This window comes from Brucella anthropi (assembly GCF_046630315.1).
Taxonomy (GTDB): Bacteria; Pseudomonadota; Alphaproteobacteria; order Rhizobiales; family Rhizobiaceae; genus Brucella; species Brucella anthropi_A.
The window spans coordinates 36732-62946 of the sequence record NZ_LQBD01000006.1 but is presented as its reverse complement, the minus strand read 5'-3'; the positions used below and the strand labels follow the sequence as shown (position 1 = coordinate 62946).

Genomic DNA, 26215 nt, shown 5'->3' with positions numbered 1-26215 from the left:
CAGACTGGCGGCGTGACCGCCAGTCGAAATCATTACTCGATGATCGAGGAGACGATGCCTGCACCGACGGTGCGGCCGCCTTCACGGATAGCGAAGCGGAGCTTCTCTTCCATGGCGATCGGCACGATCAGGGTGACGTCCATGGCGACGTTGTCGCCAGGCATGACCATTTCGGTGCCGGCCGGCAGCGTGACAACACCGGTCACGTCCGTCGTGCGGAAGTAGAACTGCGGACGGTAGTTCGTGAAGAACGGCGTATGACGGCCACCTTCGTCCTTGGTCAGAATATAGGCTTCTGCCTTGAACTTGGTGTGCGGCTTCACCGAACCCGGCTTGCAGAGAACCTGGCCGCGTTCAACGTCTTCACGGCCAACGCCGCGGATCAGAGCGCCGATATTGTCGCCGGCCTGGCCCTGGTCGAGCAGCTTGCGGAACATTTCAACGCCGGTAACCGTCGTCTTCGTCGTCGCCTTGATGCCGACGATTTCAACTTCTTCACCAACCTTGACGATACCGCGCTCAACGCGACCCGTCACAACCGTACCGCGGCCCGAGATCGAGAACACGTCTTCGATCGGCATCAGGAACGGCTGGTCGATCGGACGTTCCGGGGTCGGAATGTAGCTGTCGACGGCGTCCATCAGGTTGCGGACGGCATCTTCGCCCAGTTCCTTCGAGGAATCTTCCAGAGCAGCAAGAGCCGAGCCCTTGATGATCGGAACTTCGTCGCCCGGGAAGTCGTACTTCGACAGAAGTTCGCGCACTTCCAGTTCAACCAGTTCGAGCAGTTCAGCATCGTCAACCTGGTCGCACTTGTTGAGGAACACGACGATTGCCGGAACGCCGACCTGACGGGCGAGCAGGATGTGCTCGCGGGTCTGCGGCATCGGGCCGTCAGCAGCCGAAACAACCAGGATCGCGCCGTCCATCTGGGCGGCACCGGTGATCATGTTCTTCACATAGTCGGCGTGGCCGGGGCAGTCGACGTGTGCGTAGTGACGGTTTGCGGTTTCGTACTCGACGTGCGCCGTCGAGATCGTGATGCCGCGGGCGCGCTCTTCAGGAGCGGCGTCGATCTGGTCATACGCCTTGAACTCGCCGAAAAACTTCGTGATCGCCGCCGTCAGCGACGTCTTGCCGTGGTCAACGTGACCAATCGTGCCGATGTTAACGTGGGGCTTCGTACGTTCGAATTTGCTCTTTGCCATCGCCGTTGTTCTCTTTGTTCTAGAACCGCTCAAGCGCCAGCACAAAAGCCGTTTGGCTTCCGGGCCAGCATTTATGCCAAAACGGAACGGCGAACCGCCCGTCGATGATTCCTTACACGCCAAACCGCTCGGAAAAATTTGGAGCGGGTAGCGGGAATCGAACCCGCGTATTCAGCTTGGAAGGCTGCTGCTCTACCATTGAGCTATACCCGCGCACTCTTGACCCTGATCCGACAGTGGTGGAGGGAGTTGGATTTGAACCAACGTAGGCATAGCCAACGGATTTACAGTCCGTCCCCTTTAACCACTCGGGCATCCCTCCAGATATCACTATCAGCAGAGTCGAGCGACTAGGCATTTCCGCGGGGCTTCTGGCTGACTGTTGGGCCAGCCGTCGATCCGCGAGGGGCCTTATGACGATAAGCTTATCCCCTGTCAACAGGGTAAAAGCGAAAAGAATGCATGTCCGGCCACAAGCTCGTGGAAACATTGCCTCCGCCTGACCGTCGATAGCGAATGAAAGGCCCGGTTTAGCGGGCTTTGCGCATTATTCCGCAATCAGAACAGCCTGATAGCATTTGCGGGGCAAGCCGCTATCTTCTGCCCCGCCAAAGCGCTATAAGCACGCCATGACCGATCAAAATTCGCCCCGCACACCAAAAGATTCTCATTATGCGCGCCTGCGCCGCCAGCATCGCGACCAGAAGGCCGGCGCGGAAGGCAAATCGCCGCGCAAACCGCAGCGTGCTTCGATTCCGGCAAGCGCCGTCACGGAAGGAACCGTGCGCCTTTATGGCCTGCATACGGTCCGCGCCGCCGTGGAAAACCCGCAACGCAGGATTCTGCGCATGCGCGCCACGCGCAACGGATTCGCACGTCTGGAGATCGGAGAGGCCGAATCTCTCCCCTTCCCCGTCGAAATCGTCGATCCGCGCGATATCGACAAGGAAACCGGGTCGGAAGCCGTGCATCAGGGCGTCATGATCGAGGCCGAACCGCTTCGCGCCCGCAAACTGTCCGAATTGAAGGACAGCCCGCTGCTTCTCGTCCTCGACCAGGTGACGGACCCGCACAATGTCGGCGCCATCATGCGCTCCGCCGTTGCGTTCGGCGCCGGCGCGCTGATCACCACAAGCCGCCACAGCCCGCAGGAAACCGGCGTTCTGGCGAAGGCCGCCTCCGGCGCGCTGGAAATGATCTCGCATATCGAAGTGCGCAATCTGGCCGAAGCGATTGAAGAGCTGCATAGCCTCGGGTTCCAGACCATCGGCCTTGATTCGGAAGGGCCGCTGGAAATGGAGGCGACCTTGTCCGGCGGACGAATCGCTCTCGTGCTTGGTGCGGAGGGCAAGGGCCTGCGGCAAAAGACGCGCGAAACCGTGACCGCGCTTGCCCGCCTCGACATGCCGGGCGAGATCAAGTCGCTCAATGTTTCGAATGCGGCTGCAATCTCCCTCTATGCCGCCGAGCGGTATTTGCGCGCCCGTTGATTCGCTCGCTGATTCGACTATGAAAGCCTCTCCCGGCGGGTCTTTCCATCCGGGAGAACAGGCAAAAGCGGATCGTTCGGCTCTCAAGCCGTGGCGATATAGGTGCGAATATCCTCCGCCTCGCGCTCCACATCCTCGATGCGCCGTTTCACAACGTCGCCGATGGAGATGATTCCCACCAGCTTGCCGCTTTCTTCCACCGGCATATGGCGGAAGCGGCTGCGCGTCATGATTTCCATGACCTGATTGATCGTGTGATGTTCGCGGCAGACCTGCACTTTCGCCGTCATGACATCCGCGACGGCCATGCTCATGGCCTTGCCTTCCTGCGCAGCCACGGCGCGCACCACATCGCGCTCGGACAGAATACCCTTGATTCGACCGGCCTCGTCGCACACCACCAGCGCACCGATCTTGTGTTTGTTCAACATGGCGACGGCATGGGAAAGCGTGTCGGCAGGCGCGATCACCACCACATCCCTGCCCTTTGTCTCGAGAATCGATCTTACGGTCATGCCAAACTCCTCCAGAATTGAGCACTCGCTGCTTCCGGCGTTGGAAACGCCATCGGAACCAGAACGCAGTTCCCCCCACCACGTTCCATGATGGTGCGCTTTGATCGTCTGATTGGCAAGTGGCATCAAATGGGGGACGGCCCGGTCAGGGCCGGAACCGGCGCGGGGCCCTATCGCCGCAACACAGCGTCATAGCTGCGCGGGCGGTCCATCAGTGGAATCCCGAAAAACCCGGCGATGAAGCCGCCTATATGCGCTTCCCAGGCGATGCTGGAAAGATCGGCGCCGCCGGTCGAGTAAAGGCCGGTAATGATATTGATCAGGAACCAGACACCCACAAAGGTCAGGACCGGTTTCAGCGTCAGGGTCAGCCCCACGGGCAGGACGGGGCCTGCGAATTCGGATCTGCGCCCATGGCCGATGCGCCGGAAACCATAGCGCGCAGCAGCCCCCATCATTCCCGAAATCGCGCCCGAAGCGCCCACCAGCGGCGTCACGCTCTCCGGATAGATCGCATAATGGGTCAATCCGGCGATGACCGCGGTGAATATCCAGAAAATGATCATCCGCCCCGTGCCGATGCGCCCCGCAAGCGGCGAACCGAAAGCGGCAAGCCAGATCATGTTGACCACGATATGGGCAATGCCGCCATGCATGAAGGAATAGCTGATGAGCGTGAAAAGCGCTGCCGGATCGGTAAAACCGCCTGCGAGCGAGAACCGCGCCGGGATGAGCGCGAAATTCAGCATGAACGCATAGTCCTGCTGCTCGCTGATGAGGTAGTTCTGATAGACATAGACCGCGACGCACAGGCCGATCAGGGCGATCACGACACCTGGAATGTTGAATATCGGCTCGCCGCCGCCCGACCGGCGGTTGCTGCCGTTCATTTCCGGCTGGGGAACGCTCATGAACTGCTGCCTTCTCTTTTATGCGAAACACCGCAATCGGATCGAAGGAGCCGTTTGCATGGGTCGATGCCTGTTGATAGGGCACAATCCGTTAAAAATAAAGGCCGACGGAGGTTCCCGGCCGGCCTTGACGCGAACAGAAATCTTTCGCGAAATCAAATCTGGAGCTCAGAAAAACCATAACCAAGTCAAAGGCTTCGTCTGATGTCTTATCAAAGCGCGTCTTCCAGCGCCGCGCAACCATTACTTATTGTTAACCTTAACGGACGAGCCCGGTGGATGAAGAAAGGGTTAAACTGGCATCCTCGCCGTTAATACTATTTTAATGCGTTCACCAGCGGAGCCCGCCTCCGCGTGCAACCGACAAATCAACGGCGCATGATGAAACACCGCACGACGATCGCGATCTTCAGCGAATGGCAGCGCCTGGCCCGCACGGAACGCGGCGCCTTTCGCGCCCCGATGCGCGAACGGATCGAGCCGCGCAAGCTTGGACGCCATCTGTCCGACCTCTTCTTCCTTGAAGCCGGCAAACACGGCGATCTGTCGTTTCGTCTTGCCGGAACAGGCATCTGCACCCTGTTCGGGCGTGAACTGAAGAATACGCGCTTTCTCTCGCTCTGGTCCGAACGCGACCGGGAAGCCCTTCGGGAATTGTCGGAAAATGTCAGTGGGCTGGAAGTCCCTGCCCTCGTTTCGCATGTGGGAATCAGCATGTCCGGGCGCAGTCTCGGCCTGGAAATGTTCCTCGCCCCGCTTGAAGCGCCGGACGGGCAGGTCAGTCTCCTTGGCAGCATCGCCGTGCTTGATTGCGTTCCCTGGGTCGGCGCCGATCCGATCGTCCTCGGCCATCTGAATGCGATCGAACCGCTGGCGCCCGATCTCATTCTCGCAGATGACATCCACAAACCGGCAGCCATCCGGGTCAACGCGCCCGCAACAGGCAGATCGTGGACAAATATGCGGCTGACAAGGCCGCACGAACAGGCGGCGCCGAAACTGCGCCTCATCAAGGGCGGCAAGGCTTGAAACAGGGCTGAAATCGCGATTTCGCTTTATCGGCCCGTGATGTAATGTGCGCTGCAGGAAGAATGGGCAAAATTCGGAATGGATCGGCTGTGATGAACAGATCTTCTGCGGGCAATGTGCGGCAGGAAAATTTCAACGCCGTCAATGTCGATCTCAATGGCCGCTACATGCTGGAAAACCGCAGCGAATTTCCCTGCATCGTCAAGCGCATGTCGCCGGGAACCGCGCTGTTGAGCGGCATTGCAACACCGCGCAACGGCGAACGGATCATCGCCTATATCGACCATGTGGGACGCATCGAGGGCATTGCCAACGAAATCACATCGGAGGGGTTTCATATTCTCCTGTCGACTTCCGAACAGAAGAAGGACAAGCTTTCCGCGCAGTTGACCTGGCTTGCCAACAAGCACGAGCTTGCCCTGCCCGAAGATCGCCGTCACGAACGCGTTGCCCCGCGCAAGACCCTGCACAACATCACTTTTGCCGATGGCAGCCAAAGACTGTGCCGCATTGCCGACCTTTCGCTTTCCGGCGCGGCCATCGAAAGCGAGTTCAGGCCCGCGATCAAGAGCGGCGTCATGCTGGGCCCGGTCCGGGGAACTGTCGTCCGTCATTTCCAGGGCGGTTTCGCCATCGAGTTCGCCACCATCCAGACGAGCACGACACTGGACAATCTTTTCGGCTGAAAGCATCCATTGAAAAGATAAACGCGCGTCAAGGTTACGCAATGGCAAACCGCAAAATGCGGCCAATCACAAAAAAGCCGTAAAAACAGCCCGATTTGCCCTGAATTTGTCCGTTCGTTGACAAAAAGTTTCAGCGTTATTTGCAGTTTTAATCGAATTTGACTCGCATTTTCGCGCGTAAATTTGCGTGCCTTCAAATTGTCCAAGTCATCTTGGTCCCCAACAGGGAGACAAAAGAATGACCAGACAAACCATCATCGCAGCCATCCTGATGCTGCTTGGAACAGGACTGGCGGAGGCGGCAAGCCCCGCCTCCAATTCACCATGGATGACCACCGGCGAGCGCACCTCGCAGCCGATTGGCCATTACGAATTCTGCGAGCGCTACCAGTCCGAGTGCAACATCACCAGCCGCAACAGCGCCATGCTGAAGCTGACCCCGGAAAACTGGAAAGAGATCGTTGCGGTCAATGCGCGCGTCAACGAAAAGATCGCGCCGATGACCGACATGGAAGCCTGGGGCCGCGAGGAATATTGGGAATATCCGACAACGGTTGGCGATTGCGACGACTACATGCTTTTGAAGCGCCGCGAATTGATGGCGCTCGGCATCCCGGCCAACACGCTGCTTTTCACGGTGGTTCGCCAGCAAAACGGCGAAGGCCATGCCGTCCTGACGGTTCGCACCGACCGCGGCGACTTCATTCTCGACAATCTCGATCCCCGCGTCCTCGCCTGGAACAAGACCGACTATACATATCTGAAGCGCCAGTCGACCACCAATACCGGCAGCTGGGTTTCGATCAAGAGCGGCCGCGAACTTCTCGTCGGCAGCATCAAGAACTGATTATCTGACAGGACAAGGACGGGCCGCCAGTCTCCCTCTGGCCCCGTCCTTTTTCTTTTCAGGCCGGTTCCAGCCCACGCATGAAGGACCGGGCCTTCTCGACATAATGTTCCGCGGACAGTTTGAGCTTTGCGACCGCAGCCTCGTCCAGTTCGCGCAGAACGCGCGCGGGCGAGCCCACCACCAGCGAATTATCCGGTATTTCCTTGCCTTCGGTGACAAGCGCGCCTGCCCCGATCAGGCAGTTCTTTCCGATCTTCGCGCCATTGAGGACGATGGCGCCCATGCCGATCAACGTATTGTCGCCGACGGTGCAGCCATGGAGAATGGCCCGATGCCCGATGGTGCAGCCCTTCCCCACCGTCAGCGGAAAGCCGATATCGGTATGCATGATGGTGTGTTCCTGAACATTGGTATCGTCGCCGATGGTGATCGGCTCATTGTCGCCGCGCAGGACGGCGCCGAACCAGAAACCGGCATTTTCACCGACAACGATCTTGCCGATCAGGCTCGCGTCGGGCGCGATCCAGTTGCTGCTGCGGTCCGCAAATTGCGGCTTGTGCCCGTTATAAGCATAGATCGGCATGGTCTTCCTCCATCAGTAAATTCGATATTGAATCGCTAAGCTGTTTTGCACCGCCCGACAAGCACGACTTCACGCTCCGTTAACCATAAAAGACCGATAGTCCCTTAATAATCATGAGCATGACATTCAGGCCGGATGGAAACAGCACCAGACTATACCGTCTCAAGAATGGGAAGCCGCCTTTTCGGCTGGCTGCTGTTGGCGGTTCTCGCCCTGGCCCTGCTTTCGGTCGCCATAAATGTCGGCGGGCGCTGGCTTGGCCCGGTCATTGCGCGCGGCGGACACACGGATAGCACGCACACCCATGAGGTCGTGATCGGCAACAATGTCCTGTCGATCCCGGCCAATATGATCCGCTTTCCAAGCCAGCGCCGCGACGGTGTGACCGGGCGTCTCGACCTTTATGCCCGCTGGCCCGGCCTCACCGGCTATACGGAGCGCGACCGCGCCATCTTCAATCTCCTGACCCCGAAACGGCACCTCATTTTCATGTCGATCGAGGAAAGAACCATGTCCCGCGACATGAGCGGGCGTTACCTGCCGATCTATGCCGAACAGATCGACCCGAACGGCGAAGCCGGTCCCGAGGGGCTGACGATACACGCATTTCTGCAAAGCAGCGGCTACAAGGGCGAAAAGCTTGTTCTGTCGGATGCCGGCACCGGAAAGCCTGAATTTGTCGCACGCTGCCTCGACGATGCTGCCGCTGAAAGCTTCAATTCATGCGAGCGCGATGTCCAGTTCGGGCGAAATTTGCAGATTCTCTATCGATTCCCCCCCTCCATGCTCGGCGAGTGGAGAACGCTCGACAAGGCGGTCATCGACTTTGCCAATGGGCATCTTCTTGGAAACGAGACGAAACAGATCGATTGATCCTATTGACCCGCGAGATGCTGAAATTTCGAGCGGCCATCTTCGGCAAACTTGATCTTGCCGAGCGGAACCGCGCTCAAAAGATGTTCCTCCGTGGCGGTCAGCACGATTTCGAGCTTCAATAATTCCGCCGATCCGAGAAGCTTCCAGCAGCCTTTTCCCGCAGGAAGGGAAACATCGCGATCCACGACATAGGCAGCGGCGGCATAAGCGCCATCGCATTTCCCGATGTCCTGCGGCTCATCGAGGATTTCAATCACCGACCGCGAGCCATCGTCCTGCGCGGTTTCGATGGTTCCCAGAACCTCTGCGCGCGCCGCAAGAGACAGGGCCGGCAGGGACAGGGCCAGAACAGCAGCGATGATCTTCATTTATCGTCATGACCTATCTGGATAATAAAACGCCCTCTCCATCGGAAAGGGCGCCAAAGAGTCTTTGCCGGGCATCCGTGCCTTCTGGACGCGATTGCCGCCAGCGATCAAAGATCGACGTCGAGAATGGCCATCGAGAAATTGTAGGAGAGTTCGCCCTCGTCCTCATCCTTGTAGATCAGGCCGAGAAACTCGTCATTGAGGTAAAGCTCGGCGGAATCATTCTTGCGCGGGCGCGCCTTCACCTGAAGGCCGGGATTGTTGAAGGTCCGTTTGAAATAGGCGTCCAGTTTTTTGAGTTCTTCGGGTTTCAACCGGCTTCTCCTGATATTGAATTGAGCCGGTTTATTGCACCCGGCATTTTCTTATGTAAACCCCTGACATCGACTATCCCAAGGGGCGTGGCCGGCGCATCGCCGCTTGCAGCACATATAGGCCGCCTGCCGGAGAAGACCAGCAAGCGGCCCGATTTCTTGGGAGATTGGACTAAATGCCGTCGCCCAGCATCTGATCCATCACGCGGGAAGGCTCGGCGCAGCCCGTCTCGCCGATGATCCGGGCCGGCACACCCGCAACAGTCACATTATGCGGCACCGGCTTGAGCACCACCGAACCGGCGGCGATCTTGGAGCAATGACCAACTTCGATATTGCCGAGAATTTTCGCTCCGGCCCCGATCAGCACGCCATGGCGGATTTTCGGATGGCGGTCGCCGCCCGATTTCCCCGTCCCGCCAAGCGTGACGCCATGGAGGATGGAGACATTGTCCTCGATCAAGGCCGTTTCGCCCACCACAAGCCCCGTGGCGTGGTCGAGAAACAATCCGCTGCCAAGCCGGGCGGCCGGATGAATATCCGTCTGGAAGATCGAGGATGAGCGGCTTTGCAGATAATAGGCAAAATCCTTGCGGCCTTCATGATAAAGCCAATGCGCCAGACGATGGGTCTGGATCGCATGGAATCCTTTCAGATAAAGGATCGGATCCATGAAGCGGCTATAGGCCGGGTCGCGATCATAGACCGCCTGAATATCGACACGCACGATCTGCGACCATTCCGGATTGGCATCCAGCATCGCATCGAAAGTCTGGCGCAGAATATCGGCGCTCACATCGGCATGGCCGAGACGCTCGGAAATACGGTGCATGACCGCATCTTCCAGGCTCGGCTGGTTGAGGATCGTGGCATAAAGAAACGTCCCCAGCACGGGATCGTTCCTGGCAGCCTCCTCCGCTTCGGCACGGATGGAATGCCAGATGGGATCGACCTGCCCCAGACCGGCAGGCGCTTTCGCTGATGTGCGAACGGACATATGCATACTCCAGTTTTGCACCGTGCGAGACGATAGCCGAACTTTTCGCTCAATCCCGGCACCGCAATACGAGTTCGGCGCGCAGCATAGCTTAAAAAGACCTGCCTTGACACCGCCGAATTTGACGCGCCCCATCGGCGCGGCTTGCCTCACATAAGATGCGCCAAGCGTCTGAATCAAAAAGCGCTAGGCCGTGGCGAAAATGGTGATTTTCGAGAACCGGAGCGCAGTGTACTTCCGAGCATAGTCCGGAAAAGTTGTAGACTTTTCGGATAAGACTATGCGGCTAAGAAACGTACATGAGCACCGGAAGCGCAGAAAAACGCCATTTGTAGTCCGGCATGGCGGCTTTTGGATCAGACGCTCAAAGCGGGTTTTCTTTCAAGAACCGCACCACCGCCTGCTTGTAGACCTTGTCGCCAACCGCCAGCATGTGGTCGCGGCCCGGAATATCGACGGCCTGCCCATTGGGCAGAAGATCGGCCAGTTCCTGGGCGCTGCCCGCAATATCGTCCGTCGTGCCGACGGCAACAAGAACCGGCTGCATGATGCGTGCAATGGCGGCGGCGGGAACCAGCTCCTTGGAGGTGATCACGCAGGCCGCAAGGGCGATGCGGTCGCTCCTTGTCTGATCGGCAAACTTGCGGAACATCTGCCCGCGCGGATGCGTGATCGTCGTCGGGTCTTCGGCCAGCAGCGCCTCGCCGATCGGCTCCCAATCGCCTGCACCCGTCACCATGCCGATGCCAAGCCCGCCGAAAACAGCGCTGTGAACGCGCGCGGCATGTTCAAGCGCCAGAAATGCCGAAATGCGCGCGCCCATGGAATAGCCCATGACATGCGCCTTTTCGATCCCGAGGTGATCGAGAAGCGCCGCCGAATCCCCCGCCATCCTGGTCGGCGTGTATGCATCCGCATCATGCGGCTTCGCGGAAAGGCCATGCCCGCGATTATCGATGGCAATGACGCGATATCCGGCTTCGGTCAGCGTGCGGAACCAGCCCGGCGAAACCCAGTTGACGAGGCTGGAAGACGCAAAGCCGTGGATGAGCAGGATCGGATCGCCTTCTCCGTCCTGACGATATGCCAGACGCAAGCCGTCATGTTCGAAATATTCGATATCGAGGGCACTCACCTGATGATTCCTTTTGATTTCATTGTCTTGCGATCAGGACTTGCACGCACCGCAGATCACGCGGTGGATCGCCTTGTCGCCAACCCTTATGCCGTCCCGCTTGACCGTACCGGCCAGAAGTTCCACGACATACGCCGCCGGAACCTCCGAGGAAATGATATTTTCGGAGAATGGCACCGCATTTTCATGAATGGCCGATACGCGCCCCCTGTCGTCAAGGAAGACCATGTCGAGCGGCAGCGGCGTATTCTGCATCCACATCATGACCCGGCGCATCTCGCCAAACACGAAAATCATCGCCCGGTCCCTGGGAAAATCCGTGCGCCACATCAGGCCGCGAACGCGGGCATCATCGCTATCGGCGACTTCAAGCGCAAAGTTCACCTTGTTGCCATTGGCGGTGATGAAGGTCAGCGGCTCCTTGTCGACCGGCAGCCGCATCGGCTGCGTTTCATCGGCCTGCGCGGCGAAGGCGAACAGAACAAATGCAAAAGCGAGAAAAATGCGACCCATACCCTGCCCATACAAACGAGAACGCATCGCAAACAATATCCATCGGCTTTCGAACACGATGCGCGCAAAACAACAGACGAAGCGGAAAATGCTCCGGGCCGCGAACCTATCAACGGGACAGGATGACGACAAGAGCGCGCAGGCCCGCACACCGCGTCCTTCACCTGCTTGTTACAACAATCGGAAAATTCCGCCCGTACCGAACGGGCGCACCGGGATCAATGCGAAACGGGAATAGCCGTTCCGATATCCGGATGGATTTCTGCGGCCATCAGCCCCTTGTCGCCTTCACCGAAGCGAATGAGCACGACCTGACCGGGGCGCAACTCCATCATGCCAAAACGACGCAGCGTTTCCATATGGATGAAGATATCTTCCGTCCCCTCGCCGCGCGTGAGGAAGCCGAAACCCTTGGTGCGGTTGAACCACTTGACGATCACACGCTCCAGCCCGCTCGATGGCGTCACCGTCACATGGGTGCGCTGCGGCGGCATCTGTGCCGGATGAACGGCGGTCGACGTATCCATCGACAGCACGCGGAAACATTGCAGGCCGCGTTCGCCCTGACGAACCTCGCAGACGATGCGCGCGCCTTCCAGCGCGGTCTGGAAGCCGTCGCGGCGCAGCGCCGTCACATGAATGAGAATATCATTCAGGCCCGGCTGGTCCGGAACAATGAAGCCATAGCCCTTGGCTACATCGAACCACTTGATATGGCCCGAAACCTCGATGATATCGCCCAGCTCTTCCGAGGCGTGCTGGCTGTGAAACTGGTCATCTGACACAGACTTGTCCGCCATGCGTTCGCCCCTCCTCTGTTCTTCCGTTGCGATTCCAACCTGATTCTTGTCCAAAGAATAACACTTCCTTAACCGGAGGCGGCAAGCCTAAACTTGTGTCCGTCCCCATGAAGACCACAGACTTCACAGTTTCATGGTTACTTTTCCAAAGCGCGGCGCCGTCCGGGGCCGGTCTAGCCCTGACATATGGCCGGGTGTCGATTTGACAATGACGCAGGCCGGACATTTCCGGTCACATCTTCCGCCCAATCCTTTTGAACGTCGCTTTGTCCGTGATAGCTTGACGCCCGGCCCGGGACATCGGATTCGATGTACACCCGAATGACAACAGCCGAGGAAAAGATTATGCGCTATCTGCACACGATGGTCCGAATTCGCGACATCGACGAATCTCTCGATTTTTATGTAAACAAGCTCGGTCTTGAAGAAACCCGCCGCATCGAAAACGAAAAAGGGCGCTATACGCTGATCTTTCTCGCTGCGCCCGGCGATGCCGAGCGTGCCAGGGCAGAACGCGCGCCAACAATCGAACTAACCTATAACTGGGACCCGGAAAACTATACGGGCGGCCGCAATTTCGGCCACCTCGCTTATGAAGTGGACGACATTTATGCCACCTGCCGGAAATTGCAGGATGCAGGCATTACGATCAATCGTCCGCCGCGCGACGGGCACATGGCCTTCATCAAGTCGCCCGACGGCATTTCCATCGAGCTGATCCAGAAGGGCGAACGTCTGGCCCCGCAGGAGCCGTGGGCTTCCGCCGAAAATATCGGCAGCTGGTAACAGAGCATGGCTCCCGAAAGTGGAAACCGGTTTCGGGAAAAGACATGCGTAAAATAAAAAACCCGGTCGCGAGACCGGGTTTTTCAATCCTGAACGGTTATTCCGTTCCCTGAATGGCCGCAAGAAGCCATTCGCCGCCATCCGTGCGGGTGAACGTCCACAGTTCCACGCTTTCCACCGGCTCGTTCGGGTTGCCCTCGACGACGGCGCCGGTATTGCGGTCCAGCATGACGTCGATGGCCGAATAGCGGATCGCAACGGTGGCATATTCGATGTCGCCTTCGCGCCAGGCTTCGGAAACGTCGCCCTGAAGCAGCTTCACCTCCTTCACCTCGTTGCGCATGCCGCTGGAAGCGATCTCGCCCAGTTCTTCAGCCAGATAGGACATGGCTTCCGGCGTGGTGAGCTTGCGCAGCGCTGCATAATCCTCGCGGCCATAGGCGGTCTGGATTTCGGACAGCATCTGCTCGAAACGATCCAGGTCCGCCTGGCCCACATCCATCGGTTCATCTTCAACCGCCGGGGCAGCGGGCGCAGCTTCCTGCTTAGTCTCGAACGGGTTTACCGATGGCGTGCGGCCACCGAAACCAGCCTGGGGACCCGCTTGCGGGGCTGCGGTCTTTGCCGTGCCGAAGGGCTGTGCGCCCGCATGACCGGCGCCTGCCGCAGCCGGCTGGCGGCGATTGGCGAACATGCGCATGACGAACATCGCAATCAGCGCGATGACCGCGACCTGCAGGATCAGGCCGAACATGCCGGCAAGACCGCCAAGGCCGTTGCCGAGCAGCATGCCGATCAGGCCGCCGACGAGAAGCCCACCCAGCATGGAGCGGCCGAAACTGCCGAACATGCCGCCGGAACGCTGCGCCTGCGCGGCATTCTGCGTCGCGGCAGCGCCCGGACGGTTGGTCTGCGTCGCGCCTGTATTCGGCGTCATCGAACGTTCGATCGGGGCGGCGTTGTTGGGCGCGGTGCGCGTCGGCGCCGGCGCGGAATAGGTGCGCGCGCCACGGCTGCCGAAACCGCCACCGCCCGCGCGGCGAGCCTCGGCGAAATCGACGGCAGTGAACACGGCCACAAGGCCTAGAACAAGTGCGACCGTCAGTTTGGTCAGGCGGTTTCCGGAACCCGGCATTCGTTTCTCCCGGTTAGAGTCATGTCTGAATGTTTAAATCAGGGCTCATATGGGAATTCAGCCCCGCCCTTCACAAGGGCGTGATGACAAAAAATCCAGAAATTTCAAACGGGGAAAGCGGCGTCCAGAATCTGGATCTGCGGCGTGACCGAACCATTCCAGTGGTTTAGCGACAGATTGCCCGCCACATGCACGCTCTGGCCGATATTGTTGAACAGGAAGCGCCCAAGATCGCCTTCCGCCGCCCGGAAGGCGATGGCATTGACGCGCTTTCCATCCGCACCGCGCAAGCTCACACGCACATGATCGCGCCCGACGCCGCGCACATCGGCCAGGACATGATGCGGCAGCGCCAATATGGGCTGCGGATGTGCGGAACCATATGGCCCCGCCTTCTGCAAGGCTTCATAGAGCGACACGGTAGCCCCCGATGCGGCCAGCGCGCCATCGATGGAAAGGCTCTGGTCTTCACGCAGGCGCGAAACGATATGGGCTGATTCTTCTTCGAAATAAGCGCGCAACGCACCAAGATTTGCGCGTTCGATGGTGATGCCTGCCGCCATGGCATGGCCGCCGCCCTTGACGAGAAGCCCGCGTTCGATTGCGCCGCGCACCAGCTTGCCGAGATCGAGCCCCATGATGGAACGCCCGGAGCCCGATCCGACACCATTGGCATTGAAAGCAATGGCAAAGGCCGGTCGCCGGGCTTTTTCCTTCAATCGCGAGGCGAGCAGCCCGACAATACCGGGATGCCAGCGGTCGCTTGCCGTCACGATGACGGATGCGCCTGCGCCGCCCGAAATTTCCAGCGAGGCTTCCGCTTCCGCCTCCATGAGCATCTCGGCTTCCATGGCCTGACGCTCCTGATTGAGCCGGTCGAGTTCCACGGCGATGCGATCCGCCATTGCCGGATCGTCCAGCGTCAGCAGCCGCGCGCCAAGCCCGGCATCGCCGATGCGCCCGCCCGCATTGATGCGCGGCCCGATGAGATAGCCGAGATGAAAGACATTGAGCGGCTCGCCAATGCGCGCCACACGCGCCAGGGCGGCAAGGCCGACATTGCTTTGCGAGCGCGCCACAACCAGCCCCTTGACGACGAAAGCCCGGTTGACGCCGGTTAACGGCACGACATCGCAGACCGTTGCCAGCGCCACCAGATCGAGCAGGGAAAGAAGATCAGGCCCCGGCCCTTTGCCGCGCTCGCGCAGAATCTTGACCACCTGCACCAGCGTCAGAAAGACGACGCCTGCCGCACAGAGATGGCCCTGCTGCGAAATATCATCCTCGCGGTTCGGATTGACGATGGCCACCGCATCGTCCGGCAGATCGCCGCCGACCTGATGGTGATCGAGCACCACGACATCGGCCCCGGCTTGCCTGGCAGCCGTGATGGAAGACGCGCTGTTGGTGCCACAATCGACGGTCACGATCAGGGTCGCGCCCTTGGCGACCAGATCGCGCATGGCATCTGGATTGGGGCCGTACCCCTCAAAAATCCGGTCGGGAATGTAGATCGAATGCTGAATGCCGTAATGTTTGAAAAACCGCGCCATCAGGGCGGAAGAACAGGCGCCATCGACATCGTAATCGCCGAAAATGGCCACGGTCTCGCGGCGCACAATGGCATCGGCAATGCGTCCTGCCGCATTTTCCATGTCGGTGAGCGTTGCCGGATCGGGCATGAGATTGCGCAGTGTCGGATCGACAAATTCCGGCGCGCCTTCCACGGACACCCCCCGCCCGGCCAGCACGCGGGCGACCAGATCGGAAATGCCGTGATGCTGCGCAATGGCAAGCGCCGTATTGGCCTCACGCAGGCCAAGCCGGTCCACCCATTTCTGCCCGGTTGCGGATTGTTTTATTCCGAGGAAAAAGCGCTCTGTCGTCATAAGTTTCTAAAGACACAAAAGGCGGCATCTTTGCAATGCCGCCTTTGATAAAAGCCTGTTTGGAAGGCGCTTGGACCTGTTGAGATTTTGGGTATGGCGCGTCGAAAATGATGGGGTTCGAGAACCGGAGCGGAGCATACTTTGCGTATGTGAGCACCGGAAGCGCAGAACCACGCCATTTGCAGACCGCCAGAACCGAAATACCGACAGGTCCTAGAACTTGGACAGGTCCTGATGGCGCGCCTTGATCTCGCGCACCGTCTGCGAGCTTGAACGCATGACGATGGTGTGCGTCTGGATATAATCGCGGGCGAATTTGACGCCGGAAAGCATGTTGCCGTCCGTCACGCCAGTCGCGGCAAAAAGCACATCGCCCTTGGCCATTTCTTCCAGCGAATAGACCTTTTTCGGGTCTGCAATGCCCATCTTGGCGGCACGGGCGATCTTTTCATCGGTATTGAGCTGGAGACGGCCCTGCATCTGGCCGCCAATGCAGCGAAGCGCCGCCGCAGCCAGAACGCCTTCGGGCGCGCCGCCAATGCCGATATAGATGTCGATGCCGGTTTCGTCCGGGTTGGTCGTGTGCATCACGCCAGCCACGTCGCCATCGCCAATGAGACGGATCGCGGCGCCGGTCGCCCGCACCTCCTCGATCAGCCGCGCATGGCGCGGACGATCCATGATGCAGGCGGTGATTTCATTCGGCTTCACGCCCTTTGCCTTGGCGACGGACATGATGTTGTCCGTCGGGCTGGCGTCAAGGTCGACAACGCCCTTCGCATAGCCCGGACCAACGGCGATCTTTTCCATATAGACGTCGGGCGCGTAAAGCAGGTTGCCCTTCTCGGCAATCGCGATGACAGCGAGCGAGTTCGGCAGGTTCTTGGCGCAGATCGTGGTGCCTTCCAGCGGATCGAGCGCGATATCGACGTCCGGTCCCTGCTTGGTGCCGACCTCTTCGCCGATATAGAGCATCGGCGCTTCGTCGCGCTCGCCTTCGCCGATCACCACGGTTCCGGCAATCGGAAGACGGTTCAGTTCCTGGCGCATGGCATCGACGGCGGCCTGATCGGCAGCCATTTCATCGCCGCGCCCGCGCAGCCTTGCCGCGGCTACTGCTGCACGCTCGGCCACACGGACCAGCTCCAGTGTGAGAATGCGATCCAGTCCCTGGACTAATCCATGCGGGTGCTGCTCTGCGGTCTTGGCCATTTGAACAAAGTCCTGAATTCGAATTGCGTTTATGCGGCGCGGAGCCGCGATTGCCGCCTTTTATAGCGACATTGTGCAAACCTTTTGTCAAAGTCCCCGACACCCCGCAAGGGCGTAGGAGCTAAAAACAGTGTGCGCTCAAAGTCTTAATCGATTTAGACCCTACACGCTTCGTTTCATGCCATGGCCGGATGTGAACAGCCATGCGCGGCCACAAGTTTGCAGAACTTGTTAAACAACCAAAAGAAGTCGCAAGCAATCAGCTTCCGATTCGATCAAAGAAAAACTCCGCATTTTCCACCTCGATCAGCCTTTTTCTTTCGATCATCAAGAAACGGTTGCCGACATTGCGAACAAAACTGCGGTCGTGCGAAACGATCAGGCTCGCCGCATCATTGCGCAGCAGTTCTACTTCCAGCGCTTCCTGGCCCTCGATATCAAGATGGTTGGTCGGCTCATCCAGAATATAGAAGTTCGGGTTGGTGAGCCGCAGAACCAGCATGGCAAGGCGCGCCTTCTGCCCGCCGGACAGGCGTTCCAGCGGTTTGGCCTGCATTTCAAGCGTCATGCCCGCACCCGCCAGCAGGGATCGCGTCCGCTGGTCTCCAATATCGAAGCGCCTTGCAATCGTCTCAAACGGTGTCCGGTCGGGACAAAGCTCCGACAAGGCCTGATCGCTATATCCCAGCACGAGGGACGGTGTCGCCTTGATTCCTGCCTGCGCCTGGTCCGGGGCAAGAATGGCCTCGCGCACCAGCGTCAGCAACCGCGTCTTGCCCAAGCCATTGGCACCAAGCAGGACAATGCGGTCGCCCGGACTGATCCAAAGCTGTCCCGTCTTGAACAAAAGCCTTCCATCGGGCGCGACGATTTCGGCCTGGTCGAGGACCACCAGAGCCTTGGCGTGGCTGCCACGGCTGTTCAATATGATCTTGCCTGCGGAACGCTCCGCATGCGCTGCCTTGGCGCTTTCTTCGATCTTGTCGGCGCGTGCTTTCAACTGTTTGGTTTTAACGACTAACAGATCACTGCCGGAATTGATGCCGATATTGTTGAGCTTCGCCGCCCGTCTGCGCAATTGCTGGACTGCCTTCATATCCTTTTCGAACTGCCGGGCATCCGCCGCATCGATGTCATCGAGCGCAACCCGCGCCTGACTGTAGGGCAACGCGAAAATGGATGATTTTTCGGCCCGCAGAAACAGCGTTCGTTTGGTCACAGCATCCAGAAAGGCGCGGTCGTGACTGCAGACCACGACAGCGACCGAGCGCGGCAGCGCGTTCAGCCAGTTTTCCAGCAACCGCACTTTTTCAAGATCCAGATGGTTGGTCGGCTCATCAAGCAGGAGAACATCAGGTTCCGGCACCCAAGCGCGCGCCAGAAGTGCAAGCCGCTGCCAGCCACCGCTGAGTTGGCGCATGGCAAGCTGCCGCAATTCCTCCGCGACGTGCAGATCATCCAAAACGATATCGGCGCGCCAGCTTTCATAATCCCGCGCTTCTTCATCAAGCCCATCCAGCACCACCTCGTAAAAACTGCGGTTTAACAGGCTTTCTGGAACATATTGGCTGACATAACCGATCTTCAATCCACGCGACTGCGTGATCGTGCCGAGTGTCGGCTCGCCCTCCCCGACAAGGAGACGCAGAAGGCCCGTCTTGCCGCGACCGTTGGCAGCGACGATGCCAAGGCGCTCGCCCTCGCCTATGATGAGATCGAGATTGGCAAAGAGGGGTTCATGAAGGGTAAGCGAAAGATTCTGGATAGCAACAAGAGACATGGCAATCGGCCCAATTCTGCCAAGCACGGATGCCCGGTTTCCAAACCGCGACATGGATGGATGTGCTGGCGAATGTCCGGCAGCGGCTCAACGACCGCGCCTTCAGGAAAAGGCAGAACAAGACAGTGGTTTCAGTGTCTTTTTCCGCCCCGCACAAATTACTTATGCAGGGCAAAACCGGGGCCATACTGTCGGTGATGATCATGACGCGTCACATACATCGTACAGCCCTCCTTTTCCTGTTTATCTCTTGAAACGAATAATCCGGCTTTCATAACAAAGGTAAATCGAACCTGCAAGAGAGCTGAATATCCGCGGTCAGCCTGCCCGTTCGATGCGGATCATCTGTGGCTTGTCCACCAGATGGTCATCTTTCAGGATCGCTTCCAGCGCCTTCTTGACGGCTGATTCAGTCGTCTCGTGCGTGACGAGGATGACCGTCTTGACACCTTCGCGCTGCGCGTCGTCCATCGGCGGACGCTGCACGATCGATTCCAGCGAGATGTCGTTTTCAGCCATGCGCCTGGCAATGGCCGCAAAGGCGCCAATGCGGTCAAGCACCGTCAGGCGGATGAAATAGCCGCCTGCGTGCTTGCGCATCTTGGCCCGCTTATAGGGCTGCAACGCCTTGGCAGGCGTGCCGAAAACCGGGCCGTGCTGGAAGCCCGGACGGCTTTTCGCAATATCGGCAACGTCGCCGATCACGGCTGATGCCGTCGCATTGCCGCCCGCACCGGGGCCGGAAAGCAGAAGCTCGCCCAGAAGATCGGTTTCGATTGCCACCGCATTGGTTACGCCATGGACCTGCGCGATCACCGACGAGGTTGGCACCATGGTCGGGTGCACGCGCTGTTCAATGCCGGTATCGGTCTTCTGCGCGACACCCAGAAGCTTGATGCGATAGCCGAGTTCATCGGCGGCGCGGATATCGGCCAGCGAAATATTGCTGATGCCTTCCAGATAGATATCGTCGGCGGCGATCTGCGTGCCGAAGGCAAGGCTGGTGAGAAGCGCCAGCTTGTGCGCCGTGTCGTTGCCTTCGATATCGAAGGTCGGGTCGGCTTCGGCATAGCCGAGGCGCTGCGCATCCTTGAGACAGGCCTCGAACGAAATCCCCTCTTCCCACATCCGGGTCAGGATGTAGTTGCAGGTGCCGTTCATGATGCCATAGACGCGCGAAACCGTATTGCCGGTCAAAGATTCGCGCATCGCCTTGATGACCGGAATGCCGCCCGCAACAGCCGCTTCGAAATTGAGCAGAACACCCTTGTCCTCGGCGATCCTGGCAAGCGCGACGCCGTGGCGCGCAAGCAGCGCCTTGTTGGCGGTCACGACATGGCGACCGGCGCGCAGGGCCGCTTCGACGGAGGCCTTGGCCGGGCCATCCTCACCGCCGATCAGTTCCACGAAAACGTCGATATCGGCAGTTTTCGCAAGCTCCACCGGATCGTCGAACCATGCGATGCCGGAAAGATCAACCCCGCGATCCCGGTTGCGATCCCGCGCGCTGACCGCCGTAACCATAACGGGCTTGCCGCACTGGCGCGTGAGCATTTCGGACTTGTCACGCAGGATACGCAACACCGAAGCACCAACGGTGCCGAGGCCGGCAACGCCGATCCGTAATGCATCACTCATTCTATCGACCTTCTGTATGGAGTAGCTTATCGGGTGGGAGCCGCGGGCCGAACAGACCGGCCCGCAGGCATGAAGAACGCGATTAACGGCGGCCTTCGAGCGGAATCACATTTTGCAGATTCTCATCCTTGGCAGAGAAGAACCGCTTGATGTTGCGCGCAGCCTGACGGATGCGGTGCTCGTTTTCAACCAGCGCGATACGCACATAATCGTCGCCGTGTTCGCCGAAACCGATGCCCGGCGCGACAGCCACATCGGCCTGCTCGACCAGAAGCTTGGAGAATTCCAGCGAGCCAAGCGCGCGGAAACGTTCCGGGATCGGAACCCAGGCGAACATGGTGGCAGCCGGCGGCGGAACGTCCCAGCCCGCGCGGCCAAAGCTCTCGACCAGCACGTCGCGGCGCTGCTTGTAGACATTGCGCACATAGGCGATATCGGAGCCGTCGCCATTGAGCGCTGCCGTCGCCGCCACCTGGATCGGCGTAAACGCGCCATAATCGAGATAGGACTTCACGCGCGTCAGCGCGGCGATCAGGCGCTCATTGCCGACCGCGAAGCCCATGCGCCAGCCCGGCATGGAGAATGTCTTCGACATGGAGGTGAACTCGACGGTCACATCCATCGCGCCCGGCACTTCCAGCACGGATGGCGGCGGATTGCCGTCGAAATAGATTTCCGAATAGGCCAGATCCGACAGGATGACGATGTCATGCTTGCGCGCAAAAGCCACCACATCCTTGTAGAAATCGAGCGTCGCCACATAGGCCGTCGGATTGGACGGGAAATTGAGGATCAGCGCGATCGGCTTCGGGATGGAATGCTTCACGCCGCGCTCGAGCGTCGGGATGAAATTCTCGTCCGGCTTGGCCTGAACCGAGCGGATGACGCCGCCCGACATGATGAAGCCGAAGGAGTGGATCGGATAGGTCGGGTCCGGGCACAGAACCACATCGCCCGGCGCGGTGATGGCCTGCGCCATGTTGGCGAAGCCTTCCTTGGAGCCGAGCGTGGCGACAACCTGCGTGTCCGGATTGAGCTTCACGCCGAAGCGGCGCGCATAATATTGCGCCTGCGCACGCCGCAAGCCCGGAATGCCCTTGGAGGCGGAATAACGATGGGCGCGCGGGTCCTGCACGGCCTCGCACAGCTTGTCCACGATGTTCTGCGGCGTCGGCAGATCGGGATTGCCCATGCCCAGATCGATGATGTCGGCGCCCGCCGCTCGCGCCGATGCCTTCAGACGGTTGACCTGTTCAAAGACATAAGGTGGCAGACGACGGACTTTATGGAATTCTTCCGACATGATCCTGTTCCAAAGGAGGGTTGAACGGTATGGCGCGCATGCGCCGCAAAGGAGCTATACACCTGTTCTCGAATCGGGTCGAGACGTGTTGCTGCGTCAAAGGATATGGTTTTCCCCGTTATGCGAAGAGGATTACTCTTCCCCGCTTTCGATCTGTTTCAGGGTAGCGTCCGTATCCTGCTGCGCCTGCTTGCGCAGGGTCGCGGCCTCGGCAGGCGTGAAACCGCCGCCGGTGGCTCTGGATGCCGCCAGGCGCGTGCGGTCGGCATCAAGCCCGGTCGTAAGCTGCTGCTTTTCTTCCGGGGTAATCTGTTGGGTCGCAGCCTTCGGCATATGGCCGAATGTCGGGAAAACACCGGTCCGCGAGGCACCTTCCTGCGGGGTGCCCTGAAACTCTTTTCCGCCCGCGCATGCCGTGAGCATCGCCGCCGCTGTTGCTGCCAGCAAAAGATTGGCGATCTGCCGCGTGCGCTTGGTCATGTTTCTGTTCCCGGTTAATGCCGCATAAGGTGTCGTTGGTCACAACACCGGACAAAGATAAAGCAATTGCCAAGGGATAGCACCAAGTCGAGGCGTCCTGTCAACAAGTGAGTGACGGTAATCGGAAATTCGCCGCGCGAGGAAGGCCGGATCAGCCGGTGCAGATTATCCTCGCCGCCCGGCAGGCATAGGGAATGTAACCGATGGTTACACAAAGTAATATTTCGTTATATTCGAATAACAAGCATTAGACGAAAAGCCTTTTAACGCTGAATGTGCATCAATAGTTGCGCTCCGCCATTAAAAAACTTAAAAATTGGTAACGAATTGCCTGCCAGGTGATTTGCACAATACGGCGCAATGATAGAATTCGCATCGAAGCAAATGTCATAAAACGCTGATATTTATGAATTTCTTTCCCGGCGCAAACAGCCGGGAGCTGTGGGGACGATAGCCATCACGCATGTTGTCAGCCTCGCACGGGAGAGCCGATCTCCCGAAACCAGGTAGGCTCGAATGATGTCGAGCCGCCAGACTGGTCAGGGAAATCGAGCTGGAGCAGACTGTTGAAATTTGCAAACTCTACACACCGGACCACCGGCAGGTTTCTCTCAGGCAGCGTGGCTTTGCTCGCGCTCCTTGTCACATCCTGCACATCGACCGGTACAGGGCTTGACGGAAAGCCGCTCCAGATGACCGCCGCGACCAGCGGCTCCATGATTGCGGATACATTGCAAAGTGCCGCCGATCAGACAGCGGCCGCACAGACGGCAGCGCCCGCTGCAACGGAAGAGAAAAAGACGCAAGCCCAGACAGCGAACGCTGTTGATAATAAAGAGCAGGCAAAACCGTCCGAGGCTGCGGCAGAAGCCGAGAAGCCGGCGCAGCTCGCCGCCCTCGCCCCGCAACAGCCCAAGAGCACATCGCTTTTCGGCCTGTTCGGCGGCGGCAAGTCCGGCGAAACGGCACCTGAGCAAACCGCAGAACAGCCAGCCGCCGCCGCTCCCGCCGAAAATGCGAAAAAGCCGCAGGAACCGGCAAAGGAAGAAAAGGCCGCAGAGGACGCGAACCAGCAGCAGACCGCAGCCGCAAAGCCCGCCGAGGCGGAAAAGCCGGTGCAGGCGGCTTCATTGTTCGGCTCCACCAAAAGCGCCTTTGCCTCGCCGCAGCGTCCCACGGCATCGCAGGGGAGCATTGCCCGCCTGTTCTCCGACGAATCGACCGGCGCACGTTCGGATAAGACTGAAAACAGGAAGCTGGCCGTCGCAAGGCCGGTTTCACCGGCGGCCAAGCATGACTACAACTATTCGCTGCCCGGCGTGCGCCCCAATGGCGGCATTGAAATCAAGCATCGCAACAGCCTTTACGACGATAGCGATATCGACGCCAACGAAGACGATGAATTTGCAAGCGTGACGCTTGCATCGGCGCCGGGCCTTGCGCGCCTTGCCCCCAATGGCCTGAAAGTCCAAAGACAGACTGTCGACGTTGCCTGCCTCAAGCCGCAGCTTGTTTCGATGCTGAAAACCATGGAGCGGCATTTCCGCCGCCCGGTCATGGTGACTTCGGGCTACCGCAGCCCTTCCTATAACCGCAAGGTCAACGGGGCGCGCAGATCGTTGCATATGATATGCGCCGCAGCCGACATTCAGATCGATGGCGTTTCAAAGTGGGAAGTCGCCCGTTTTGCCCGCTCCATGCCGGGGCGCGGCGGTGTCGGCACCTATTGCCATACGACCTCGGTTCACGTCGATGTCGGCCCGGAACGCGACTGGAACTGGCGCTGCAAGGGCTGATCCGCATCGACCCAACCATTTTCCCAAAGCCGGGCCGCATGGTCCGGATTTTTCTTTTCCCTTTATTTTCAATGCACTAGCGAACAGCGCCGCACATTTTCTCCCTATTCACGCGCTCCATTCGATTATTTTCAGAAAAGTGAGTTTTAGGGCTTGCGAGTCAGAACCTTCCTGAATATAAGCCCACTCACACCAGCAACGGGCGCCCATCGTCTAGCGGTTAGGACGCCGCCCTTTCACGGCGGAAACAGGGGTTCGATTCCCCTTGGGCGTACCATTGCTGGTTTTTTATTTCATCTTACAATTCAATGACTTGGCGCTTCTTTCGCGCTGTTTTGCGCCGTCCGAACTTATTCACAGACGAGTGAAAAAGGGGCTTGCATGTCGGAAATTTCCTGACTATAAGCGCCCCACACCAGCAACGGGCGCCCATCGTCTAGCGGTTAGGACGCCGCCCTTTCACGGCGGAAACAGGGGTTCGATTCCCCTTGGGCGTACCATTGCTGGTTTTTCTTTTCCCGCAAATTTGATGGAATTATCACTGGCTGATTTGTCAGGATGCTGTTACGCGCATGTCTGCCCCCTTTCGAAAGGACAGCAACATGCCGAGAGCCACAGCAATCGTTCCCACAGCCCATGCCAGCCGCTACCTGCAACAGCTGTGCAAGCACTGGGCCCATAAATTTGCCGTCGAATTTACGCCGGAACATGGCACGATCGACCTTGGCGAGGGCCGTCTCGTGATTCTCGATGCCGATGCGGAAAAGCTGACCACAACCGTTGAAACCTCGGCAGAAAACCTCGCCCGCCTTGAAGAGGTGGTGGCAAGCCATGTCGTGCGCTTCGCATTTCGCGAGGAACTCATCTTCAACTGGGTTGCCGAATAGGAAGAAGCGGGCGCGTTTACCCTATCTGTAAAATGCCCGCAAATTGCCCGGAATAGCCATTATCGCATCACAATCCGGGCTCAATCACCCGCGAAATTCTTCCCAACTTCGAACGACTGATTTGATGGGGAAGAACAATGACAAGCGAAACAAGAACCACCCTCACCTTTCTCGGCGCCGGTCTCATCGCGGCAGTGATGGTTCTCAGCGCGGATATGAGCTGGGCGGATGTCATCAAGGCCCTGTTCTAGGCCATCGGTCCGGTTGACAGCATTTTTCGCAAAACCGTCAGAAAATCCTTTCGCGCATCCGCCAAACTGATCTAAACCGGCGCATGATTTTTCCAACACCCCTGGTGACCGGCAGGCTGGAAAGCCGCTACAAGAGATTTCTCGCCGACGTCACGCTTGACGACGGGCGCTTTATTACCGCCTCCGTACCCAATACCGGCTCGATGCTCGGTTTGACTGCGCCGGGTTCCCGCGTCTGGCTCAGCGTTTCGGATGCCCCTCACCGCAAATATGCCCATATGTTGCAGATCGTCGAAGCGGATAACACGCTGGTCGGCGTGAATACCGGCCTGCCGAACCGGATCGCCGAGGAAGCGATCCTGAAAGGCCTTGTTCCGGACCTCGCGGGATATGCCAGCCTCAAGCGCGAGCAGAAATATGGCCGCAATTCGCGCATCGACCTCTTGCTGGATGACGGGCCGCGCCAGCGGGCCTATGTCGAGGTCAAGAACGTGCATTTTACCCGCACGCCCGATCTGGCGGAATTTCCCGATACGGTGACGGCGCGCGGCGCAAAACACCTTGATGAGCTCATCGACGTAGTTGCCGCTGGCCATCGGGGTGTGATGCTGTTTATTATCCAGCGCAGCGATTGCAGCAGATTCAGCATTTCCGGCGATCTTGATCCCACTTACGCACGGGCTTTTGAGCGTGCGCGCGCATCCGGGGTTGAGGCCTGGGCCGTTCGATGCCACATAACGGACAAAAGCATTGACGCCACCGGGCTGGTGCCAATCGAATAGA

26 protein-coding genes and 4 tRNA genes are annotated in these 26215 nt (G+C 58.9%); 11 read left to right on the top strand and 19 right to left on the bottom strand.

The features are described 5' to 3' along the window. Window positions 1–32: 32 nt before the first annotated feature. The 3 genes from tuf to AVM02_RS04400 all read right to left on the bottom strand — a co-directional run bounded on the left by tuf (window position 33) and on the right by AVM02_RS04400 (window position 1530). On the bottom strand, window positions 33–1208 hold the full coding sequence (tuf, locus tag AVM02_RS04410) for an elongation factor Tu (protein WP_411505803.1): 1176 nt from the start codon (window positions 1206–1208) through the stop codon (window positions 33–35). Between the two features lie 139 nt (window positions 1209–1347). Further along, a tRNA-Gly gene (locus AVM02_RS04405) sits at window positions 1348–1421 on the bottom strand. A 24-nt stretch (window positions 1422–1445) separates the two neighbouring features. After that, window positions 1446–1530: transfer RNA gene (locus AVM02_RS04400), tRNA-Tyr, on the bottom strand. 307 nt (window positions 1531–1837) lie between these two features. On the opposite strand from AVM02_RS04400, the gene rlmB reads away from it, so the two are divergent. Next, the gene (rlmB, locus tag AVM02_RS04395; protein ID WP_411505802.1) at window positions 1838–2698 is read left to right on the top strand and encodes a 23S rRNA (guanosine(2251)-2'-O)-methyltransferase RlmB; all 861 of its coding nucleotides are present in this window, start codon (window positions 1838–1840) and stop codon (window positions 2696–2698) included. Window positions 2699–2781: 83 nt separating this feature from the next. On the opposite strand, the gene AVM02_RS04390 is transcribed toward rlmB, so the two are convergent. Then, complete coding sequence (locus tag AVM02_RS04390) at window positions 2782–3213, bottom strand: CBS domain-containing protein (RefSeq protein ID WP_411505801.1); 432 nt, start codon at window positions 3211–3213, stop codon at window positions 2782–2784. Between the two features lie 170 nt (window positions 3214–3383). Beyond that, window positions 3384–4124 (bottom strand): rhomboid family intramembrane serine protease, encoded by a 741-nt coding sequence (locus AVM02_RS04385; RefSeq protein WP_411505800.1) that lies wholly within the window; start codon window positions 4122–4124, stop codon window positions 3384–3386. 381 nt (window positions 4125–4505) lie between these two features. On the opposite strand from AVM02_RS04385, the gene AVM02_RS04380 reads away from it, so the two are divergent. From AVM02_RS04380 to AVM02_RS04370, 3 genes are all read left to right on the top strand, one after another. Then, a complete protein-coding gene (locus AVM02_RS04380; RefSeq protein WP_411505882.1) occupies window positions 4506–5153 on the top strand; it encodes a PAS domain-containing protein in 648 nt (215 codons plus the stop codon). 92 nt (window positions 5154–5245) lie between these two features. Next, window positions 5246–5839 carry a PilZ domain-containing protein gene (locus AVM02_RS04375; protein ID WP_411505799.1) on the top strand — a complete coding sequence of 198 codons (594 nt, stop codon included), beginning with the start codon at window positions 5246–5248 and terminating at the stop codon, window positions 5837–5839. Between the two features lie 238 nt (window positions 5840–6077). After that, entirely contained in the window at window positions 6078–6686 is a 609-nt protein-coding gene (locus AVM02_RS04370; RefSeq protein WP_411505798.1) for a transglutaminase-like cysteine peptidase, read from the top strand. 58 nt (window positions 6687–6744) lie between these two features. On the opposite strand, the gene AVM02_RS04365 is transcribed toward AVM02_RS04370, so the two are convergent. Beyond that, the gene (locus AVM02_RS04365; RefSeq protein ID WP_411505797.1) at window positions 6745–7272 is read right to left on the bottom strand and encodes a gamma carbonic anhydrase family protein; all 528 of its coding nucleotides are present in this window, start codon (window positions 7270–7272) and stop codon (window positions 6745–6747) included. 135 nt (window positions 7273–7407) lie between these two features. On the opposite strand from AVM02_RS04365, the gene AVM02_RS04360 reads away from it, so the two are divergent. Then, window positions 7408–8145, top strand: a complete 738-nt coding sequence (locus AVM02_RS04360; RefSeq protein WP_411505796.1) for a hypothetical protein — start codon at window positions 7408–7410, stop codon at window positions 8143–8145. 2 nt (window positions 8146–8147) lie between these two features. Here the strand turns inward: AVM02_RS04360 and AVM02_RS04355 are convergent, their stop codons facing one another. The 6 genes from AVM02_RS04355 to AVM02_RS04330 form a co-directional block, all read right to left on the bottom strand. Continuing rightward, window positions 8148–8516: a hypothetical protein gene (locus AVM02_RS04355; RefSeq protein WP_411505795.1), complete on the bottom strand. Its 369-nt coding sequence runs from the start codon at window positions 8514–8516 to the stop codon at window positions 8148–8150. A gap of 107 nt (window positions 8517–8623) precedes the next feature. Continuing rightward, window positions 8624–8830: a DUF3126 family protein gene (locus AVM02_RS04350; protein WP_104755827.1), complete on the bottom strand. Its 207-nt coding sequence runs from the start codon at window positions 8828–8830 to the stop codon at window positions 8624–8626. 172 nt (window positions 8831–9002) lie between these two features. Continuing rightward, window positions 9003–9827, bottom strand: a complete 825-nt coding sequence (gene cysE / locus AVM02_RS04345; protein WP_411505794.1) for a serine O-acetyltransferase — start codon at window positions 9825–9827, stop codon at window positions 9003–9005. Between the two features lie 364 nt (window positions 9828–10191). After that, window positions 10192–10962: an alpha/beta fold hydrolase gene (locus AVM02_RS04340; RefSeq protein ID WP_411505793.1), complete on the bottom strand. Its 771-nt coding sequence runs from the start codon at window positions 10960–10962 to the stop codon at window positions 10192–10194. A gap of 33 nt (window positions 10963–10995) precedes the next feature. Next, window positions 10996–11475, bottom strand: coding sequence for a DUF192 domain-containing protein (locus AVM02_RS04335; RefSeq protein ID WP_411505881.1), 480 nt, complete (start codon window positions 11473–11475; stop codon window positions 10996–10998). A gap of 218 nt (window positions 11476–11693) precedes the next feature. After that, on the bottom strand, window positions 11694–12275 hold the full coding sequence (locus AVM02_RS04330) for a cold-shock protein (RefSeq protein ID WP_411505792.1): 582 nt from the start codon (window positions 12273–12275) through the stop codon (window positions 11694–11696). Between the two features lie 345 nt (window positions 12276–12620). Between AVM02_RS04330 and AVM02_RS04325 the strand changes: the two genes are divergently transcribed. Continuing rightward, the gene (locus tag AVM02_RS04325) at window positions 12621–13061 is read left to right on the top strand and encodes a VOC family protein (protein WP_411505791.1); all 441 of its coding nucleotides are present in this window, start codon (window positions 12621–12623) and stop codon (window positions 13059–13061) included. Window positions 13062–13158: 97 nt separating this feature from the next. On the opposite strand, the gene AVM02_RS04320 is transcribed toward AVM02_RS04325, so the two are convergent. The 7 genes from AVM02_RS04320 to AVM02_RS04290 form a co-directional block, all read right to left on the bottom strand. Further along, the gene (locus tag AVM02_RS04320) at window positions 13159–14196 is read right to left on the bottom strand and encodes a Tim44 domain-containing protein (protein WP_411505790.1); all 1038 of its coding nucleotides are present in this window, start codon (window positions 14194–14196) and stop codon (window positions 13159–13161) included. Between the two features lie 104 nt (window positions 14197–14300). Further along, the gene (recJ, locus tag AVM02_RS04315) at window positions 14301–16085 is read right to left on the bottom strand and encodes a single-stranded-DNA-specific exonuclease RecJ (RefSeq protein ID WP_411505789.1); all 1785 of its coding nucleotides are present in this window, start codon (window positions 16083–16085) and stop codon (window positions 14301–14303) included. 213 nt (window positions 16086–16298) lie between these two features. Then, complete coding sequence (gene glpX / locus AVM02_RS04310; protein WP_411505788.1) at window positions 16299–17297, bottom strand: class II fructose-bisphosphatase; 999 nt, start codon at window positions 17295–17297, stop codon at window positions 16299–16301. Between the two features lie 259 nt (window positions 17298–17556). Beyond that, window positions 17557–19077: an ABC-F family ATP-binding cassette domain-containing protein gene (locus AVM02_RS04305; RefSeq protein ID WP_411505787.1), complete on the bottom strand. Its 1521-nt coding sequence runs from the start codon at window positions 19075–19077 to the stop codon at window positions 17557–17559. A 318-nt stretch (window positions 19078–19395) separates the two neighbouring features. Next, window positions 19396–20715, bottom strand: a complete 1320-nt coding sequence (locus AVM02_RS04300; RefSeq protein WP_411505786.1) for a homoserine dehydrogenase — start codon at window positions 20713–20715, stop codon at window positions 19396–19398. 82 nt (window positions 20716–20797) lie between these two features. After that, window positions 20798–22018, bottom strand: coding sequence for an LL-diaminopimelate aminotransferase (locus AVM02_RS04295; RefSeq protein WP_411505785.1), 1221 nt, complete (start codon window positions 22016–22018; stop codon window positions 20798–20800). 132 nt (window positions 22019–22150) lie between these two features. Then, window positions 22151–22498 (bottom strand): hypothetical protein, encoded by a 348-nt coding sequence (locus AVM02_RS04290; protein WP_411505784.1) that lies wholly within the window; start codon window positions 22496–22498, stop codon window positions 22151–22153. Between the two features lie 566 nt (window positions 22499–23064). Here AVM02_RS04290 and AVM02_RS04285 point away from each other — a divergent pair. The 5 genes from AVM02_RS04285 (at window position 23065) to sfsA (ending at window position 26214) form a co-directional block, all read left to right on the top strand. Then, window positions 23065–24294 (top strand): YcbK family protein, encoded by a 1230-nt coding sequence (locus AVM02_RS04285; protein ID WP_411505783.1) that lies wholly within the window; start codon window positions 23065–23067, stop codon window positions 24292–24294. A gap of 202 nt (window positions 24295–24496) precedes the next feature. After that, window positions 24497–24571: transfer RNA gene (locus AVM02_RS04280), tRNA-Glu, on the top strand. Window positions 24572–24719: 148 nt separating this feature from the next. Continuing rightward, a tRNA-Glu gene (locus AVM02_RS04275) sits at window positions 24720–24794 on the top strand. A 102-nt stretch (window positions 24795–24896) separates the two neighbouring features. Then, a complete protein-coding gene (locus tag AVM02_RS04270; RefSeq protein ID WP_411505782.1) occupies window positions 24897–25181 on the top strand; it encodes a DUF2218 domain-containing protein in 285 nt (94 codons plus the stop codon). A 334-nt stretch (window positions 25182–25515) separates the two neighbouring features. Beyond that, window positions 25516–26214 (top strand): DNA/RNA nuclease SfsA, encoded by a 699-nt coding sequence (gene sfsA, locus AVM02_RS04265; RefSeq protein ID WP_411505781.1) that lies wholly within the window; start codon window positions 25516–25518, stop codon window positions 26212–26214. The last annotated feature ends 1 nt before the right edge of the window (window position 26215 follow it).

Coding starts and splice junctions, on each gene's coding strand:
- tuf (WP_411505803.1), bottom strand. CDS start 1,208: ATGGCAAAGAGCAAATTCGAACGTACGAAGCCCCACGTTAACATCGGC.
- rlmB (WP_411505802.1), top strand. CDS start 1,838: ATGACCGATCAAAATTCGCCCCGCACACCAAAAGATTCTCATTATGCG.
- AVM02_RS04390 (WP_411505801.1), bottom strand. CDS start 3,213: ATGACCGTAAGATCGATTCTCGAGACAAAGGGCAGGGATGTGGTGGTG.
- AVM02_RS04385 (WP_411505800.1), bottom strand. CDS start 4,124: ATGAGCGTTCCCCAGCCGGAAATGAACGGCAGCAACCGCCGGTCGGGC.
- AVM02_RS04380 (WP_411505882.1), top strand. CDS start 4,506: ATGAAACACCGCACGACGATCGCGATCTTCAGCGAATGGCAGCGCCTG.
- AVM02_RS04375 (WP_411505799.1), top strand. CDS start 5,246: ATGAACAGATCTTCTGCGGGCAATGTGCGGCAGGAAAATTTCAACGCC.
- AVM02_RS04370 (WP_411505798.1), top strand. CDS start 6,078: ATGACCAGACAAACCATCATCGCAGCCATCCTGATGCTGCTTGGAACA.
- AVM02_RS04365 (WP_411505797.1), bottom strand. CDS start 7,272: ATGCCGATCTATGCTTATAACGGGCACAAGCCGCAATTTGCGGACCGC.
- AVM02_RS04360 (WP_411505796.1), top strand. CDS start 7,408: ATGGAAACAGCACCAGACTATACCGTCTCAAGAATGGGAAGCCGCCTT.
- AVM02_RS04355 (WP_411505795.1), bottom strand. CDS start 8,516: ATGAAGATCATCGCTGCTGTTCTGGCCCTGTCCCTGCCGGCCCTGTCT.
- cysE (WP_411505794.1), bottom strand. CDS start 9,827: ATGTCCGTTCGCACATCAGCGAAAGCGCCTGCCGGTCTGGGGCAGGTC.
- AVM02_RS04335 (WP_411505881.1), bottom strand. CDS start 11,475: ATGGGTCGCATTTTTCTCGCTTTTGCATTTGTTCTGTTCGCCTTCGCC.
- AVM02_RS04330 (WP_411505792.1), bottom strand. CDS start 12,275: ATGGCGGACAAGTCTGTGTCAGATGACCAGTTTCACAGCCAGCACGCC.
- AVM02_RS04325 (WP_411505791.1), top strand. CDS start 12,621: ATGCGCTATCTGCACACGATGGTCCGAATTCGCGACATCGACGAATCT.
- AVM02_RS04320 (WP_411505790.1), bottom strand. CDS start 14,196: ATGCCGGGTTCCGGAAACCGCCTGACCAAACTGACGGTCGCACTTGTT.
- recJ (WP_411505789.1), bottom strand. CDS start 16,085: ATGACGACAGAGCGCTTTTTCCTCGGAATAAAACAATCCGCAACCGGG.
- glpX (WP_411505788.1), bottom strand. CDS start 17,297: ATGGCCAAGACCGCAGAGCAGCACCCGCATGGATTAGTCCAGGGACTG.
- AVM02_RS04305 (WP_411505787.1), bottom strand. CDS start 19,077: ATGTCTCTTGTTGCTATCCAGAATCTTTCGCTTACCCTTCATGAACCC.
- AVM02_RS04300 (WP_411505786.1), bottom strand. CDS start 20,715: ATGAGTGATGCATTACGGATCGGCGTTGCCGGCCTCGGCACCGTTGGT.
- AVM02_RS04295 (WP_411505785.1), bottom strand. CDS start 22,018: ATGTCGGAAGAATTCCATAAAGTCCGTCGTCTGCCACCTTATGTCTTT.
- AVM02_RS04290 (WP_411505784.1), bottom strand. CDS start 22,498: ATGACCAAGCGCACGCGGCAGATCGCCAATCTTTTGCTGGCAGCAACA.
- AVM02_RS04270 (WP_411505782.1), top strand. CDS start 24,897: ATGCCGAGAGCCACAGCAATCGTTCCCACAGCCCATGCCAGCCGCTAC.
- sfsA (WP_411505781.1), top strand. CDS start 25,516: ATGATTTTTCCAACACCCCTGGTGACCGGCAGGCTGGAAAGCCGCTAC.